17 protein-coding genes are annotated in these 16,442 nt (G+C 32.2%); 3 read left to right on the plus strand and 14 right to left on the minus strand.

Going from position 1 to position 16,442, the window contains the following annotated elements; translation table 11 throughout:
• Positions 1 to 68: 68 nt before the first annotated feature.
• The 4 genes from EQM05_RS10440 to EQM05_RS10455 form a co-directional block, all read right to left on the minus strand.
• Positions 69 to 785 carry a hypothetical protein gene (locus EQM05_RS10440; protein WP_128749986.1) on the minus strand — a complete coding sequence of 239 codons (717 nt, stop codon included), beginning with the start codon at positions 783 to 785 and terminating at the stop codon, positions 69 to 71.
• Positions 786 to 3,452 carry a DEAD/DEAH box helicase gene (locus tag EQM05_RS10445; RefSeq protein ID WP_128749987.1) on the minus strand — a complete coding sequence of 889 codons (2,667 nt, stop codon included), beginning with the start codon at positions 3,450 to 3,452 and terminating at the stop codon, positions 786 to 788.
• Positions 3,453 to 3,509: 57 nt separating this feature from the next.
• The gene (locus EQM05_RS10450) at positions 3,510 to 4,613 is read right to left on the minus strand and encodes a plasmid pRiA4b ORF-3 family protein (RefSeq protein ID WP_128749988.1); all 1,104 of its coding nucleotides are present in this window, start codon (positions 4,611 to 4,613) and stop codon (positions 3,510 to 3,512) included.
• Between the two features lie 61 nt (positions 4,614 to 4,674).
• Complete coding sequence (locus EQM05_RS10455) at positions 4,675 to 5,181, minus strand: Rrf2 family transcriptional regulator (protein ID WP_128749989.1); 507 nt, start codon at positions 5,179 to 5,181, stop codon at positions 4,675 to 4,677.
• 187 nt (positions 5,182 to 5,368) lie between these two features.
• On the opposite strand from EQM05_RS10455, the gene EQM05_RS10460 reads away from it, so the two are divergent.
• Positions 5,369 to 5,743 (plus strand): pyridoxamine 5'-phosphate oxidase family protein, encoded by a 375-nt coding sequence (locus EQM05_RS10460; protein ID WP_128749990.1) that lies wholly within the window; start codon positions 5,369 to 5,371, stop codon positions 5,741 to 5,743.
• Between the two features lie 139 nt (positions 5,744 to 5,882).
• On the opposite strand, the gene EQM05_RS10465 is transcribed toward EQM05_RS10460, so the two are convergent.
• The 8 genes from EQM05_RS10465 to EQM05_RS10500 all read right to left on the minus strand — a co-directional run bounded on the left by EQM05_RS10465 (position 5,883) and on the right by EQM05_RS10500 (position 11,513).
• Positions 5,883 to 6,671 carry a helix-turn-helix transcriptional regulator gene (locus EQM05_RS10465; RefSeq protein WP_128749991.1) on the minus strand — a complete coding sequence of 263 codons (789 nt, stop codon included), beginning with the start codon at positions 6,669 to 6,671 and terminating at the stop codon, positions 5,883 to 5,885.
• A 210-nt stretch (positions 6,672 to 6,881) separates the two neighbouring features.
• Complete coding sequence (locus tag EQM05_RS10470; protein ID WP_128749992.1) at positions 6,882 to 8,252, minus strand: ImmA/IrrE family metallo-endopeptidase; 1,371 nt, start codon at positions 8,250 to 8,252, stop codon at positions 6,882 to 6,884.
• Positions 8,245 to 8,574, minus strand: coding sequence for a helix-turn-helix transcriptional regulator (locus tag EQM05_RS10475; protein WP_128749993.1), 330 nt, complete (start codon positions 8,572 to 8,574; stop codon positions 8,245 to 8,247). Before EQM05_RS10475 ends, EQM05_RS10470 begins: the two co-directional genes overlap by 8 nt.
• A 139-nt stretch (positions 8,575 to 8,713) precedes the next feature.
• The gene (locus tag EQM05_RS10480; RefSeq protein WP_128749994.1) at positions 8,714 to 9,127 is read right to left on the minus strand and encodes a hypothetical protein; all 414 of its coding nucleotides are present in this window, start codon (positions 9,125 to 9,127) and stop codon (positions 8,714 to 8,716) included.
• 80 nt (positions 9,128 to 9,207) lie between these two features.
• Positions 9,208 to 9,393 carry a hypothetical protein gene (locus EQM05_RS10485; RefSeq protein WP_128749995.1) on the minus strand — a complete coding sequence of 62 codons (186 nt, stop codon included), beginning with the start codon at positions 9,391 to 9,393 and terminating at the stop codon, positions 9,208 to 9,210.
• A 24-nt stretch (positions 9,394 to 9,417) separates the two neighbouring features.
• Positions 9,418 to 9,810 carry a hypothetical protein gene (locus EQM05_RS10490; protein ID WP_128749996.1) on the minus strand — a complete coding sequence of 131 codons (393 nt, stop codon included), beginning with the start codon at positions 9,808 to 9,810 and terminating at the stop codon, positions 9,418 to 9,420.
• Between the two features lie 127 nt (positions 9,811 to 9,937).
• Positions 9,938 to 11,158, minus strand: coding sequence for an MFS transporter (locus EQM05_RS10495; RefSeq protein ID WP_243108046.1), 1,221 nt, complete (start codon positions 11,156 to 11,158; stop codon positions 9,938 to 9,940).
• The gene (locus EQM05_RS10500) at positions 11,133 to 11,513 is read right to left on the minus strand and encodes a hypothetical protein (protein WP_128749998.1); all 381 of its coding nucleotides are present in this window, start codon (positions 11,511 to 11,513) and stop codon (positions 11,133 to 11,135) included. Before EQM05_RS10500 ends, EQM05_RS10495 begins: the two co-directional genes overlap by 26 nt.
• 606 nt (positions 11,514 to 12,119) lie before the next feature.
• Between EQM05_RS10500 and EQM05_RS10505 the strand changes: the two genes are divergently transcribed.
• The gene (locus tag EQM05_RS10505; protein WP_205694132.1) at positions 12,120 to 12,509 is read left to right on the plus strand and encodes a hypothetical protein; all 390 of its coding nucleotides are present in this window, start codon (positions 12,120 to 12,122) and stop codon (positions 12,507 to 12,509) included.
• Between the two features lie 19 nt (positions 12,510 to 12,528).
• Positions 12,529 to 13,455 (plus strand): site-specific integrase, encoded by a 927-nt coding sequence (locus EQM05_RS10510; protein WP_128750000.1) that lies wholly within the window; start codon positions 12,529 to 12,531, stop codon positions 13,453 to 13,455.
• 103 nt (positions 13,456 to 13,558) lie between these two features.
• Here EQM05_RS10510 and EQM05_RS10515 read toward each other — a convergent pair whose 3' ends face one another.
• Positions 13,559 to 15,148: a type I restriction-modification system subunit M gene (locus EQM05_RS10515; RefSeq protein WP_128750001.1), complete on the minus strand. Its 1,590-nt coding sequence runs from the start codon at positions 15,146 to 15,148 to the stop codon at positions 13,559 to 13,561.
• Between the two features lie 32 nt (positions 15,149 to 15,180).
• Positions 15,181 to 16,416, minus strand: coding sequence for a restriction endonuclease subunit S (locus EQM05_RS10520; RefSeq protein WP_128750002.1), 1,236 nt, complete (start codon positions 16,414 to 16,416; stop codon positions 15,181 to 15,183).
• Between the last annotated feature and the right edge of the window lie 26 nt (positions 16,417 to 16,442).

The following is a 16,442-nucleotide window of genomic DNA, read 5'->3' on the forward strand; positions in this document are numbered from 1 at the left end:
TCACCCTTGTAAACGGCTTAAATAAGTCATTTTCAAGGGTGATTATTTTTTATGGTTACAATATAATGTTATACACCAAATAAATTAAACACATCTTTATCATCAATAATACGTTCACTTTTCTTATCTGCATTTTTAAGCATACTCTGCATTTTCTCTTCCATTGATTTTTTGAGTAATTCCTGGAAGTCAATGTCTCTAAGCTTAAAAAATAAAATGGGGTCTTCATCTAATCGTGCACCAATTCCATACAAAGCAGCTGCTACATGCTTGCACATTCTTGCAGAATCAGGACAGCTGCACTTAAAATGAATTTCTTTTGGGCTTGGAAACAATCCATATTTTGGATTGCTGAAAAATTCATCAAACTCTTTGGGGAATTTTCCTGAAAGAAGTGTTTCCAAAGTATCAATTCTATTATTGCAGGCTTCCGTCACATTTTTCCACTTGGTTTTACTTAACTTATCAATTGTAATTTCAACTTTATATGGTTTTGTGCTGCTGCCTTGAACTAATGCTTCTACCTTTCCCTCTTTAATTTTTAAATCTAAAACTGCACCGTTTCTTACATAAGACCTGCCCCGTCCTATTCTATTGCTGTAGTCAGCATAGCTTTCCAGGTTTTTATTCCAGGCTTTACCCCACCATTTATTTGCAATACTTCTTCCTTCAATAATAACTGGTGAAATATCAGGGTTTGACTTTTTAAGCTTTGCCAGACTTTTTTTAGCTTTTTCCTTTTTTTCTGAAACTGAAACATATTCAGGATAGCCATAATAACTCATTTATTTTTCACCACCCAGCCTGAATAATTCCATAAGTGACTTGTTATCCAGTTCTGTAATCCAGTTTTCTCCTGATGAACCTATTATATCACTGGCTAATTTTTGTTTTTCTTCTATCATGGAATCTATTTTTTCTTCAATTGTTCCCTTTGTAATAAATTTATGTACCATTACATTTTTCGTCTGGCCTATACGAAATGCTCTGTCTGTTGCCTGATTTTCAACTGCAGGATTCCACCATCTGTCAAAGTGAATAACATGATTAGCTGCTGTAAGATTTAATCCAACGCCCCCTGCTTTTAGTGAAAGTACCATGAAAGGAATGTATTCTTCTCCATTAAATCTTTCCACCATTTTACTTCGATTTTTAACAGATGTCCCTCCATGAAGAACTAATCCTTCTCTGCCAAATATTTTCTCCAAAAAGTCTGCTATAGGCTCAGTCATTTCTCTAAACTGCGTAAACACAAGTACTCTTTCTCTTTTTTCATATATATTTTCACAAATATCTTTAAGCTGCTGAAACTTTCCGCTGTAATCAGCTTTATATTCAGAAAGTCCAAGATACTGATCAGGATGATTGCATATTTGTTTAAACTTAATTATACTTCCAAGCACAAGGCCTTTTCTTTCTATTCCCTCTGTAGTTTTTAATTTAGCTTCAATGTCTTTTACAAGTTTATTATACAGAACAATTTGTTTCCTGCTTAAGGATGCATATTCTTTAATTTCAATTTTCTCTGGAAGATCAGCTATAACTCTTTTATCAGTCTTTAACCTTCTTAATATAAATGGATTCACAATGTTTCTAAGCTTTGCATAATTAGTTTTGTTTTCTGATATTCCCTTGGTGAATTTCGTAAACTCCTTAGCATTTCCAAGAAGACCCGGGTCTAAAAAATCAAATAATGACCAGAGATCTGAAAGTCTGTTTTCAATAGGCGTACCTGTCATTGCTATCCTTGTTTTTGCCTTTATTTTTTTAATGGTTTTAGTCTGCTTTGTTCCTGGGTTCTTAATTGCCTGCGCCTCATCAAGAATCAGTATATCCCAAAATCTATTTTTAAGTTCATCTAAACGTGCTGCCATACCATATGTTGTAATGTATAAAAATGCACTTTCTTCTTCTAAGTTTGCCACAGCTTCTTTCCCATGGATTACAACTATGGGCATTAGAGGAGCAAACCTTTCTATTTCCTTTTCCCAATTTCCTATAAGAGATGCAGGTATTATGAGAAGTGCTTTTCCTCCTTTTGTAACTCTTACTTTTTCGAGAAAGGCAATAATCTGCACAGTTTTACCAAGTCCCATGTCATCTGCAAGGCAGGCCCCAAAGCCAAGTTTCTGCATATAAGAAAGCCATGAAAAGCCTGTATTCTGATATGGTCTTAAAGTGGCATGAAAATCTTCGGAAGGTTTTACTTCTTTTATAATTTCAGGTTTAATCATAGTTTCTCTTACTTTTTTAAGCCATGCTCCATTTGATACTTGTAAATCTACATATTCTTCATTAATTCCAAGACCTTCCTCTGGGTTTAATTCCATTCGCATTGCCTCTGATATAGTTAAGCCTTCTTCTTTAGATAAACTATCAGCTTTTTCATAAGCCTCCAAAACCTGTGACAGCTTGTTCTTATCAATCTCTACCCATTTTCCCTTAATTAAAGTTAAACCTTCTGATTCTAAAAGAAGCTTTTTCAATTCTTCTTTAGAAATCTTTTCTTCTCCAAGTAATATTTCAGGTTCAAAGGATAATAATGCATCCATTCCAATCTTTGAAGGCTCTTTTTCTCCAATATGAACTGAAAGCCTTAAAGAATTGCTCTTCTTCCTCCACCAGTTTGGAATTCTGCACATTATTCCTGCTTCCTCATAAATAGGAATTTCCTTTAAAATCGTATATGCTTCTTTTTTTGTAAACTTTAACGGTGAAAACAGTTCACCGCTTTCCATAAGCTGTGATATAAACTCGCTTTTATCTGCTGCCTTGCTTATGGTTGACATTAACTGAAGAAGCTTTTCCTTATCATCTTTATATTCTAAAAGAGCATTTTTTAAAGGCACATGTTTTGCCTTATGTACACCTGCATCTTTATTTTCCGTTGAATATGTAGCCAAAAATGCAAAAGGATAATTTTCATCCTTATTTTCCACCAGGTGAAAATATACTCTTCCAACTACATTGATATTATTATTTCTCTCCATTAAGAAATCCTTAACAGTTCCTTTATAGCCTGATATCTCTTTTCTGTATATATCAGCTATCTTTTCGAAGATAAAAGAAATCCATTCATTATTTATAAATTCTGTACCTATTGAAAAAGGTATCATGCTTTTAATCTCATCAAGCTCATCATAATCTAAGGATAATTCTGCTTCTTCCCTTGTGAACTCTATATCTGGCTGCCTTGAAATTTTCATTATTAATTTATTTGCAAGAAAGTTTAAAAAACTTATTGACTGAGACATCCAATCATCCTGCTTTGAAAATCCAAGTTCCCATAATGCCTTATATTTATCTTTTGAAAATCTTGTATACCATTCTTCCTGTTTTTTCTGATTTTCTTCAGATAGATTTTTTTTAGGAACTATTTCATAATCTACTATAAAACCTGTCTGTGTAAAAATAACTATTAATTCCTTATTTTCTTTATGCTTTTGTTCCAAAGTTACCCTCCTAACAAATTAGCCTCATCATATTCTACTGGTTTTATTCATCATCCATCAAATCCTTGTAATAACCCTGGGGCGCTTTTCCCAATCACCCAGCTCTACAGTCCAATACCCTGCCCATTCCTGCATTTCTTTGTATTCTGGAGAATTAGGATTCATCATAATTTCACGGAAGTTAATAAATCCTGGTACCCCTCCCACGTCCTCTGGGGGCGTTTGACCGCTTGCCTCCAGCAAATACGGAGACTCCTTATGATACTCATCTATTATATCTATAAGCTGGATTTCATGCTGCCAGCTATCTCCCATATCATAGGTATATATTATATATTTCTGCTTAGACAAAAATTCTGACAAGGTGTGATTTCCCATTAAAATTGCTTCATTATCATACTCTAAGTCCTCCTCAGAAGGAACAATTCTGGCAGTCATCTTGTTACTACCCTTATCAAAAACAGTGAAATCATATAGATGGTAGTTCTTCCATTCAAACACTGACTGCAGCACCTTGTGTAATTGCTTAAATTGTATATCAGCAGGTACAATAATTTTCCTTACCGCCTTATATATGTCCAAATCAAGTGTAACAAGTAATTCAAAAGCACGATATTTATAGGCTTGCCTCCCAGTAACCTTAGAAAGTGCATTAATCATTGCAACATAAGGGTAGAACGCATCTTTATAAGCACCAGAACAATTGACAATAAGTCGGTTTACAAAAGAGCCTACTGTATCATTAAACATTTTTGGTATTCCATTATATTCGCTTGCCACATATAAAGCACAATCCATTCCTGCCTTTGATACCCATGATGATGCCTTTCTGCTGCTATTTTGAACGAATTCCACTTCACCTGACATCCGCATATATTCTGCCACAAGATCTGGATTTAAATTCATAGAAAGAAGTGTATTTAAAATAGCTGTTTTCATCATTTCAGCTACATTTTTCAGCGAATTTCGCTTAACTTCATAAATTGCAACAACAAAACGTGTCTCATTATTCACTAGAACAAGCATATCCTCTGCCCTGCGATTATCCCAAACTTTAGTCCAGTTTGCCGTCCATGAAAATATTGGATCTACAACCTCATGAATACGAGGTGGATTTATTTTCATGGCAGTAGCCAGTTTTTTAGTTAGTGCTATCTGCATATTCTCTCCTCACTTTCATCAAATTTAAATTTTTACACTTAAATATGTATATTTCATATTATCACCACTTTGTTACATTGCTAAACCATTCATTTGTGGCCTTTTTCACCTCTTTTGGCAGCTTTTTATTATACACCTCATCATACAGCCATGCCAATGTCTTATTATTTAAGTATTTTCTCATTTCATCTTCTGCTTCTAACATTACAACTTTTATTAAACAAGGACATTTGGTATAAGTATCTGGTAAATTATCTTTATCTAATAATATATTTTTTTGTCTGATTTCTGCACATTGAAAAAATGGTTCATTTCCTTCTACTGCTTCAACAACATCCCAAAATGTTATTTTTTCTGCACTGCGGGCTAATGCATAACCACCTTTTACACCTGGCATAGATTTTATAATTCCTGACTTACTTAATTTTGCATATACTTTTGATAAATAAGTTTCCGAAATGCCTTGAAATGCGGCTAAATCCCTTATTCCAACAGACTTACCTTCATCCAAGTTTACCATATATAATAAGCAATGTATTGCGTACTCTACTCCTACTGAAAATTTCATTTTTCATACTCCTCTGATATATACTCTTTTATTAATATTATCCCATAATTTATTTTCATTCAAGGTGATCATAATGCAATATTAAATATACTATTGACCAAGGTATGAAAAAGATATATCATTATTAAGGATAAGTAATGTCCACGATAATGATTGTCTTTAATTCAAAAGAAGGAAGGAATATAAAATGCTTACAGAAAAGTTTTATGAGGTATTAAATCACGAAGGAGTAGTTTCAATAGTATCATGGGGAGTAGATGAAGCACATGTAACCTGCACCTGGAATTCCTACTTAATAGTAACAGATGATGAAAAGATTTTAATTCCTGCAGCTGGAATGCATAGTACAGAAAATGATGTAAATCATAATAGTAAAGTAAAGATTACTTTAGGTGCCAGGGAAGTTATGGGACGCAATAACTACCAGGGAACAGGTTTTGAAGTTGAAGGTACTGCAAAATTTCTTACAGCTGGTTCAGAATTTGATATGATGAAAGAAAAATGCCCATTTTTAAGCAGAGTATTAGAGATAACAGTTACATCTGCAAAACAATTGCTTTAAAATAATAGCTGCATCAAAACCTCTTGTTATCTTGATTTCTAGATATCTTCTTAGCTATTTAACTAGCTGCTTTTAGAATTAGAGGCCTGTCCTTTTGCAATAGGTCAGGCACTTTCATAAACTGGGACATCCTTTGTTTCTAATTACCAACCATCGAGGTCATTAAATCGGAAATCCATGGCCATATATTAGGATATTCTTTATTAATTACTGCTTTTACGTCACTTCTATTAATTGTACTTAAATCATGTTTTGGTGAATTGTCGATGAATGTTTTTGCCCCATGGGCTATATGACCAATAGCGATATATCCATTTGCATAATCACCAACAGCGATATTCGAAGCGACGGAACAAGCGCCCATTGAAAACATACCAATAGATACAGCACCGATTGAAATGATACCTACTGCTATAGCACCAACTGCAAAAATTCCAACAGCAACTGATGCAGCAGCAAATAAAATACCAAGGGCAAAAACGCCTATACTGATAAGGCCAAGTGAAAGTAATCCAAAAGAAATAACTCCCTTAGATAAAAGACCAACGGCAACAATACCTGTAGCATTGTTACCAACTGCAATAATACCCTTTGCTTTTTTCATGCCTCCACCGATATTAACATGGACAATGGGCAATCCAAATAACGAACGCTTGCTTTTATATTCGTAAAATCTTCCTCTGGTAAACCAAAAGGGTTGGCTTACCACATTCTCATTATCTTTTTTCAATTCGCCGTTTTTAACAAGGCTGTCCATTGTAACACTAAATAATTCGCTAAGCGCAATCATTTTATCCATTTCAGGATAAGACTGACCACTTTCCCACTTGCTGATAGCTTGCCTTGATACATCCAGTATCTCAGCTAAATTTTCCTGGGACATCCCTTTTTCTTTTCGCAGCTTTTGTAATTTTTCATTAAACTCCATTAGTCACCAGTCCTTAAATAATATTAGAGACAAACTCTTATATAAGCTTACCAAAAGACTGTATTTTCACCTACCAACCTTCACTTGCATTTTGTCAACTTTAGGTTGCAAACGTGTTTTTAGGCTCTTTTGATATTGAGATAGGTTTGATTTGACCTAATAGTATTATATCATCTTATAAACGAACATTTGGCCAATGCTTTTTATATTTTACAGTTTAAATTTAGTATTCAATTGAATCATTGACCTTATTATCTCTCTATAAAAAACTTCACATAAATAAGAATAATCACCATTCAGATCTGCTTCTTTTAAAGCTTCATAGTAATAATCTTTATTATCATATTTTAGGTAAACAGGAGGTAATCCTTTAATCTTAAATAGCCAATTTAACATAACCCTAGAACATCTGCCGTTTCCGTCAATAAATGGATGAATTACAGTTATTCTATGATGGATTTTTACAGCTTCTTCTATATATTCTGCGATAGACATATCATTCATTTTATTTATTAATTTCTTTAACTTTTCTTCTAGTTTTAACAACTCATTAATTATATTATTATAGTCAACTGTTTCAAATTTTGCTTCTGTAACAAAATTGTTTGAGTTTCTTATTTTCCCAGCTGCTTCTGGGTATGGTGCAAATTGAAAAAGCATAGTATGTAGCTTTAAAAGTTTAAAGATGCTAATTGGTTCTTCTGTTTCTAGTAAGAAATCATACATGGATGCATGTCCAACAACTTCAATTATATCTTTGTATTCAGATTTGCAATATACACTGTTTTGCTTATAAATTCTAATATCTGTTAGAATTTCAGCAACATCTTCTTTATCAATATTTACCCCTTCAAGTCTATTTTCATTATAAATAAAGTCATTCTTGAATTTATACCAAACAGCCTTACTTTCATTGTTGTAAAAATAATCGTAGGAATTTATTATATTTTTTAATAATGATGAATCATATTTCTTAAAACCTAGTTCAATTCTCTTTTTATCAGGTTTAAATTTATTTATTCGCTTTTTTAGCCTTAAAGGTTCTATGTTTCCTTCAATTTTATTAAGCTTATAGGCTATATTAAATACACATGCTTCAAAACTTACGCCAAAGTAATCAGCAATATAAATAATATTTTCAAAATTTATGTACCCATTATTTTCAAATTTACCTACCTGTTTTTTTAATTCTTCTGTTGGCATTAATAATTCACTAGCAAATTTATCCGCATACTTTTCAATAGGGTTTTTTTCTCTTCCATCAATTGGACATATAGAACTTTCATTTTTATCTTTTATATGATGGCATAGTTCATGTGCGGCTGTAAATCTTTGCCTTGTTACTGGTCTATTGTTGTTTATACCTACAATAGCTATATCATCCTCGTCCTCAGGAACAATATAAATACCTTCTAAATCCCTAAAATCCCTGAATTGATAGACTATATTCATCTGTTTTAAAATATCAAAAGGATCTATTGGATAAGAAGGTATTTTTTGAGAAAAATATATTTCTAAAACCCTTTTCGCAAGAATTTCCGGCTTATAGAAATAATCTGATAAATCTATACTACTAAACATTTGTTGTAAGTCTCTCTTTTATTTTTCTCTTGAATTCAATTAGATTCATTATTTCTTCTTTATCTATATCTGAAAGGCTAGAAAATGCTCTTGCAAACATTTTAGTTTCTTTGGTATTGTCCTGATCATAAACTAATTCATCTAAGGTTACTCCATATAATTCAGCGAATTGCTTTAATTCATCTGCTGTTACTTTTCTACTTCCCGTTTCGATAGCCGTTATAGTTGTTCTATGCACTTTCATTACACAGGCAACATATTCTTGTGAAAGTCCTAAGTTTTTTCTAGCTTGTTTGAGCCTTTCATTTAACTTATTTGACATGCTATCCACTTCCTTTCACTATTATTATATGCAATTCGGATTGTTTTCGCAACAAGAATTGTTAGATATTATAACATTTTTATTATTACCATTTTATTAATATTTATGCAATGTTCATATAATTCCAAGCTGTTCCTTTTCAAAAATTGTCAAATAAAAATATAAATTTATCTACCAATCCTTTTTTCATCTCATCCTTCAATGCTGGTCTTCTTCTGTTAACATTTATCAAATTATCATAATAAGTATTAAATTCTTCCGATTGTTTTAAGAGTGTTAATGTATCTTTAATAACACTGCAATAATAGGCTGCTTTTTCATACCTTGTTCTTTTTGCAGCCTCTATATGAAAACTAACCATTTCTTTAAGAAAATTTATTGCCGTTCTTAAATAGAATTCTCTTTTACTGTTATCTTCCTGCAGCCTTTTCAAATCAACTATACCTTCTATATTCTCATCTTCAATATCTTTCATAAACTCCTTTAGATTAGCAGGTTCTGCTTTCTCATCTTTAAGTGCACGGTAAACCAATGCTCTTGCGCCATATTTCAAATAATCATATCTAGAATAGTCGGTAGCCCCCTCTATAAAGTTTTTAAGTTTTTCCATGAATCCCTTGTAAGATAAAATTCTTATAAGTAAAGATGATGCATAATAGTCCTTTTTACCTCATCAAACCCGCTGTTATATCTTTCGTAAAAATTTTTAAGAAGCTCAAAAAACAAGTGCTGCGAAGTCCAGTCGCTTGAATCCTCCGCATTTTTTCTAATAATTTTTTCTATGCTTTCCAAATCATCTATATGTTCTAATATATGCACAGTGCATCTTTCACCGAAACTAATTCATACTTCAAAGGCCTTATTTGTCATTTCCATTTTATCTTTGATACAATTTTTTATACAGATATAATACTGATCAAAAGCATCATTCCAGTCAATTTCTATATAATTCTCAGGTGACTCTGTGCCTAGAATCTTTTCATCATAACTGGCTTTATAAATACATTCAAAAAGATGTTCAAAAGCATCAAAGGCAATATCATAGTCACCATTTCTTGAATACATAACAGTCAGGTTAAAGTCTTTAGTAAAGATTTCAGCCCATTTGCAGCCATTAAAAACCTTTTCATTATAGCTGTCCCAATAGTCATTGTAGTCTGGTTGAATATAATAATCTCCGTTAAGGCAGCCTTTACAGAATTTCTTGACTTCTTTTAAGAAATTCTCTTCGCTCATATTTATTTCTCCAAAGTATGTAACTTATTTACATTAATTTATTTTGCCTTATCATCTATAATAGGAATAATTCCATTGCTTTCACACATATCACTCCATGTACAAGTTTTTTATTTTAATATAACCCTCATGCTGTAATTTTATATCTTCCAATAAAATATAATCCAGTTAACAGCTCTAATAATGCACCGAAAATAAAAATCCATTTCACTTCAATTAAATTAGCACAAATACCGCCTATTAGAATAGATACTACACCTACAGGTTGAACTATTGAATTAATAAAACCTGAAACACGCCCCAGTAAATTTCCCGGGGTTTCTTCCTGAATAACTGTTTGTAAAATGCTGCCGTTAAATGCACCAACCACTCCCATTCCTCCAAATATGAATAAAGTAATAGGAAAATACCTATTTAATGAAAAAGCTATAACTAACATACTATCAAAAACAAGAGAAACTGAAAGGAGCATTAACTTATTTCTATTTTTAAAACTTCCAAGTATTATTCCGCCAAATATTGTGCCAATACCTGCAAAGGAAAATAGAAGTCCAGTTCTTTTTGCCATCAGGATACTTCCACCTAAATATTTTTCTACAAAAATATATGTAAGCGGCGTCTGCATTGAAATAATAAAGTTGATAATTATGTCAATGAAAAACATATATTTTACATTCTCGTTATTCTTAATGAAATTCCAGCCATCAATTATATCTTTTTTTAAATTTGTTTCATTATATCTATTACTAATAAAATTAACCTTATTAATACTAAAAAAAATAGATATCATTGCTATAAATATAAAGGATAACCCATCAAGAATAAAAGCTATAGTATCTCCAGTAAAACTAATTAAAATACCGGCAAATGCGTAACCAGCTATCATTATGATTCCACTTATAGACATTTTAAGGCCATTAGCTTGAGTTAAATATTTTTTATCAACTAATAATGGCATTAAAGAAGTTTCAACTGGAATGTAAAAGGCTTGAATAATGCCATTTATAAGAACAATAGAAAAAATAATAAGTTTATTATAAGTTAAAGCAAAAGTAAAAGAAGTAAAAGCAAAAATAATATTAATTATTATAAAGGCTGCTTTCTTATTAATCTTATCTACTACATTACCAGCTAACATACCAAAAATTAAAATGGGTATACTTTGAAGCATAAAAACCAAACTTACATTAAAATCATTTCCAGTAAGCCTCAGCACTTTATCAGATAATGCTATAGTCGTAAGTTTTGTCCCAATACCTGACACAAATATACCAATTAAATAAATAATCAAATTTGAATTTTTATATATACTTTTCATATGTTTAATAATCATTATTCTTTTTTTCAAATGCCAAACTTCCAATAGTTGAACCAAAGGAAATAGCTATGGAACTAATAATTTTATCCGTCATTCTTAATTCACCTTTAGTTATGTAAATAAATAAAACAGTCAAGCCCCAGATAACAAAGGAACTAATGATAAATCTTAATATTATTTTTCTCACTATACTTCCTTTTAATTTTTTAATATTAAAAAATGCAGAGATTATAGACTTTACAAATAGTACCAATAAAAATACTAACCAACCTATTACAAATTGAAAAGCAAAAGGAAATTTAATATTTTTATAAACAATAAATAATACAATTACAGTCCAGATTGTACCTACAAAAAATAAAGCTTTTTTTATGTTAGTTCTCATATATTTTTTATTTTCTCCTTAATGTGATATCCATAGTATACCATGCAATTCGAGGAAGTTGTACTAAAAAAGCATCTATTTCTTCACTATTTCTTTTTTGCTTACTCATCTTAGTGTGGTGGACGCTAGATGCAGATACATATCATTGGCAAAACATACCTGTTAGAAATAATTCTGAGTTAAAAATACTATATAGATTTCAAAGTAAATCAGCTATTTAAGCTTCTCAAAAAACTGTAGAAGCATCAGTATTTTTGCTCGCTTAAATAGCGATTTACTAAATGAAATTATATAGTAACCAAATTCTAATATATGGTTATACTAAGAAAATAGGTACATTATTCCAATTACTGATTTGCACCCATATTTAATTATTTCGGAAAGAATTAGACAGGCAAGATCTTATTTAAATGATTAGCTTATGCTTGGGAACAGCGTAAGTATAGCAATGTATTTACAAATATACCACATAATACTTTAGCTAGATCTGAATTGAATTACAATTCTGGTCTAGCTAAAAACGTACATTACGGGGATGTTCTAATCAAATTTGGAGAATTACTAGACGTCGAAAAAGATGAAATACCGTATATTACAGATGGTGCTATGGTAAACAAATTCAGGTCATCAAAATTGAAAAATGGGGATGTAATTATTGCTGATGCAGCGGAAGATGAAACGGTTGGAAAGTGCACAGAATTGGTAAATGTAGGCGAAGAAATAGTCATTTCTGGACTACATACAATTCCATGTAGACCAACATTATCTTTTGCATCAGGATACCTTGGATATTTTATGAATTCTTCTGCATATCATACTCAGCTTTTACGATTAATGCAAGGAACCAAGGTGTCATCTATTTCCAAATCAGCATTGCAAGATACAGTTATCTTTTACCCATTTGATATTGTAGAACAAAAGAAAATTAGTGAGCTTTTTCAACAGCTAAATAACCTTATCACCCTTCATCAGCGTAAGCAATTTTCCATAAATTAAAAGGAGGAATTAACATATAATGTTAGAAAAAATAAAAGGGACTGATTTATTTTACCAATATTATGCACAATGGATTACAGTATACAAAGATGGTGCTATAAGAAAAGTAACTATGGATAAATATCTTATGACAGAAAAGTGGCTTGAAAAACTCATTCCAAACCTTATGATTTGCGATTTGAATCGTATAACTTACCAGCAATTACTTAATGAATATGCTGCGTGGCATGAGCGTCAAACAACAATGGATTTTCATCATCAATTAAAAGCTGCAATTTTGGATGCAGTGGATGAAGGCCTAATTGATAGGGATCCCACGCTAAAAGCAATAATCAAAGGAAAAACTCCAAAAAATAAAAAGACAAAGTACCTGAATCAGTTTGAGCTGCATACTCTATTAAGCAGTCTTGATTTAAAGTCTGAAGTAAGCTGGGATTGGCTTATACTATTAGTTGCAAAAACCGGGATGCGCTTTTCGGAAGCATTAGCACTTACCCCTAAAGATTTTGATTTTTCACATCAGATGCTTTCAATTAGTAAAACATGGGATTACAAAGGAAATGGCGGCTTTCTTCCAACAAAAAATCAATCCTCTGTACGAAAAGTACAAATAGACTGGCAAACAGTAATTCAGTTTTCTGAGTTACTAAAGGGATTGCCAGAAGATAAACCCATATTTACAGGAAACAAAGTATATAATTCAACTGTTAATGAAATATTAACAAGACACTGTAAGAATGCAAAAGTTCCAGTAATTTCAATTCACGGGTTACGCCATACGCATGCCTCTCTTTTGTTATTTGCTGGTGTATCAATTGCAAGTGTTGCAAGAAGGTTAGGGCATGCTAGTATGACAACAACCCAAAAAACCTATTTACATATTATTCAGGAACTTGAAAATAAGGATATAGATTTGGTTATGCGTTCATTGTCAGAATTAAGTTAAGAGAGAATTAGATTAACTAGTAACCATTATGGAAAATTGCCTCACGCTGTACCTGGAGCAAATGCGGGAAAGTGAATGTATCACTTTCCCACTGCCAACAAATCTAATTTTTCACTCCCAAAATCTTCAATTGTTCATTAATTTCAGCTTCAAGTTCTGCGATTTCCTTATTATCTTGTTCTAACTGCTTATTTACCTCTCCCAAATCAATTGGAGTTTCTTCTTCAAAAGTATCAACATAACGTGGAATATTCAGGTTAAACTCATTTTCCCTAATTTCCTCAATTGATGCCACATGAGCATATTTATCAACATCTTTACGTTTCTTAAAAGTATTAATGATCTTATCTATATTTTCATTGTTTAAGTTATTTTGATTCTTACCCTTTTCAAAATCATTGCTTGCATCAATGAATAATATATCCTTGGTTTTACGATTCTTCTTAAATACCAAAATGATTGTTGGTATACTTGTCCCATAAAATAAGTTAGCTGGCAAACCTATAACCGTGTCAAGATAATTTTTTTCAATGAGAGTTTGACGAATTTTACCTTCTGCTGCACCTCGAAACAGCACGCCATGAGGCAAAACAATAGCCATTGTACCAGTGTTATTTAAATGATATATACTGTGCAATATAAAGGCATAATCAGCTTTTGAGGCTGGTGCTAATTTTCCATAATCACTAAAACGTGGATCTTTTAATTTTGTTTCATCATTATCCCATTTTGCAGAATATGGTGGATTTGCAACTACTGCATCAAAACTGCGTGGGTGATCAATGCCTTTTTCATCTGGTCCATCCGGCCAATCGTTTTCCAAAGTATCAGCATTATTCAGTGTCATATTATTATAAGGTACATCATGCATCATCAGGTTCATACGTGCCAGATTATAAGTTGTTGTATTCAGCTCCTGGCCAAAATACTTAATAGGAGTACCATTAGGCAGTTCTTGTCCAACAGTAAGCAGTAATGAACCTGAACCCATTGTGGGATCATATACATTGAAGAAATCATCTGATTTTTCTACACCGCTGGTGACTACTTTAGCTAAAATCTTACTTACCTGATGAGGCGTATAGAATTCGCCGCCTTTTTTACCGGCACTTGCAGCAAATTGACCAATTAAATATTCATAGATTTCACCTAGAATATCTTTTCCATCATCTCCCTTGTATTCAACTCCATCAACTAATTTAACCATATTGTTAAGCGATTTTGCACGTTCATTTGTAGAACTTCCAAGACGTGAATCTCCCAAATTAATATCGTTGAATATACCACGAAAATCTTTCACTGCTTCTTTATTTAATTCTGCATTTTTATTAAAATTATCAAAAATGGTTTGGTAGTCACTAGGGATAACCTGTGCATCATTAATTTTATTAATCAAAGACTCCCATGTATCATTTGGTGCAATTGCATACCCAAGACTTGATGAAATATCTTGTAAATAGTCATTTAAATCTTCACCTGCAGCTTGTTTTAGGTAAGCATCATTGATAGATCCCCCATCGAGAACATCAATAACATTACTTTCCACTAAATATTGCTCTTGATGTTCCGAAAGGTATCGATAAAACATGAATGCTAAGATATAGTTTTTGTACTCTGATGCATCCATTGTGCCACGCAGTTCATTCGCCATAGCCCAAAGTTTGCTGGTAATTTCTTGTGAATTATTACTCATTATTTTTATTTCCTTTCTTTTTTCAAATTATTTTATACAAACATCTGTTGTAGTAATGCTTTCTTTAGTTCTTGCAGATGGCTTAACTTCCGCTGATGAAGGGTAATAAGATTGTCAAGCTGTTTAAAAACCTTTCCAATCTGAGATTGTTCTTTTAAGTTTTCTGGAATATAAACATCTACATCAGTAAAAGAAGTTTTATTCACAATAGGAACTGCTTGAGTAGCTGCAAGTCCTTTTATAGTTTTAGCTTTGGTCTCCATTAATGAATAAATGAAATCTTTATCTAAAATATCATTAACTTCTATTGCGTTGATCTGTTGATTTGTTACTGATAATCTCTTTGTTTGAGCCACTTTCCCAATTGTTGAACCAATACTAACGAAAAGAATAGATCCTTCTTTTAGTATCCTACTCATACGAAATCCTTTTTCGCTTAAAGTAGTATTTGTATTTTCAACATATCTAGCACCCTGAATATCTGCTGGACTAACAAATAAATATTCTCCACCATAATTTGATAGATCATTTGTAGGCGGTGTTGATCCTGTTATGATATTTCCCAAATCCCCAACCTTACGCTGTTCCCAAGGGTCAGTAAATCCCGGAAAGCGAAGTTCTGGAAAGCATTGTCCACTTTTCGGGAACATTTTTTGTAACAAACCTTTCTTCTTATCTTGCAGGTGATTTAACTTACGCTGATGAAGGGTTATAAGATCACTAAGTTGGTTGAAAAATTGTCCTATAACTATTTGTTCTTCCACCTTTGGAATAGGAACGGATAGTTCCATTACCTTTGTTTTAGAAATATTATATCTAGAAATTCCTTGGGCTAAAAATAAAAATTTCTTTCTAACATCTGGAGATCGTAGCATATACGCCATGTAATATGGATCTAATTTTTTCGTAGGTCTATATCCAAAGCAAAAGCTATTAAGGTAAACATTTGGCTTATTTCCAAGCCAAACGGAAGACATGCCAACTTCTTCTGGTGTCTCTGAAGAAGTTGTAAAAAAGATATCTCCATATTCAACTTCATTTTGCCTCTCATCTATTTCAACCTTTTCTATTTGGTCAGTATTAGTTAGAGAATTACTAAAAATATTCATATAAGTTACAAATTCTGCACCTCCATGCCCAAAATCATCCTTCGTTTTCCCTGATAAACCAGTAAATGTTTTTCCCATATCTCCTAACTTACGCTGTTCCCAAGGGCTGGTAAACCCTGGAAACCTTATTTTAGGTACATTCCCTTTATTCTTATTCATTTTATCTCCTATCTTAACTGTCAATT

This window comes from Clostridium sp. JN-9, assembly GCF_004103695.1.
Lineage (GTDB): Bacteria > Bacillota > Clostridia > Clostridiales > Clostridiaceae > JN-9.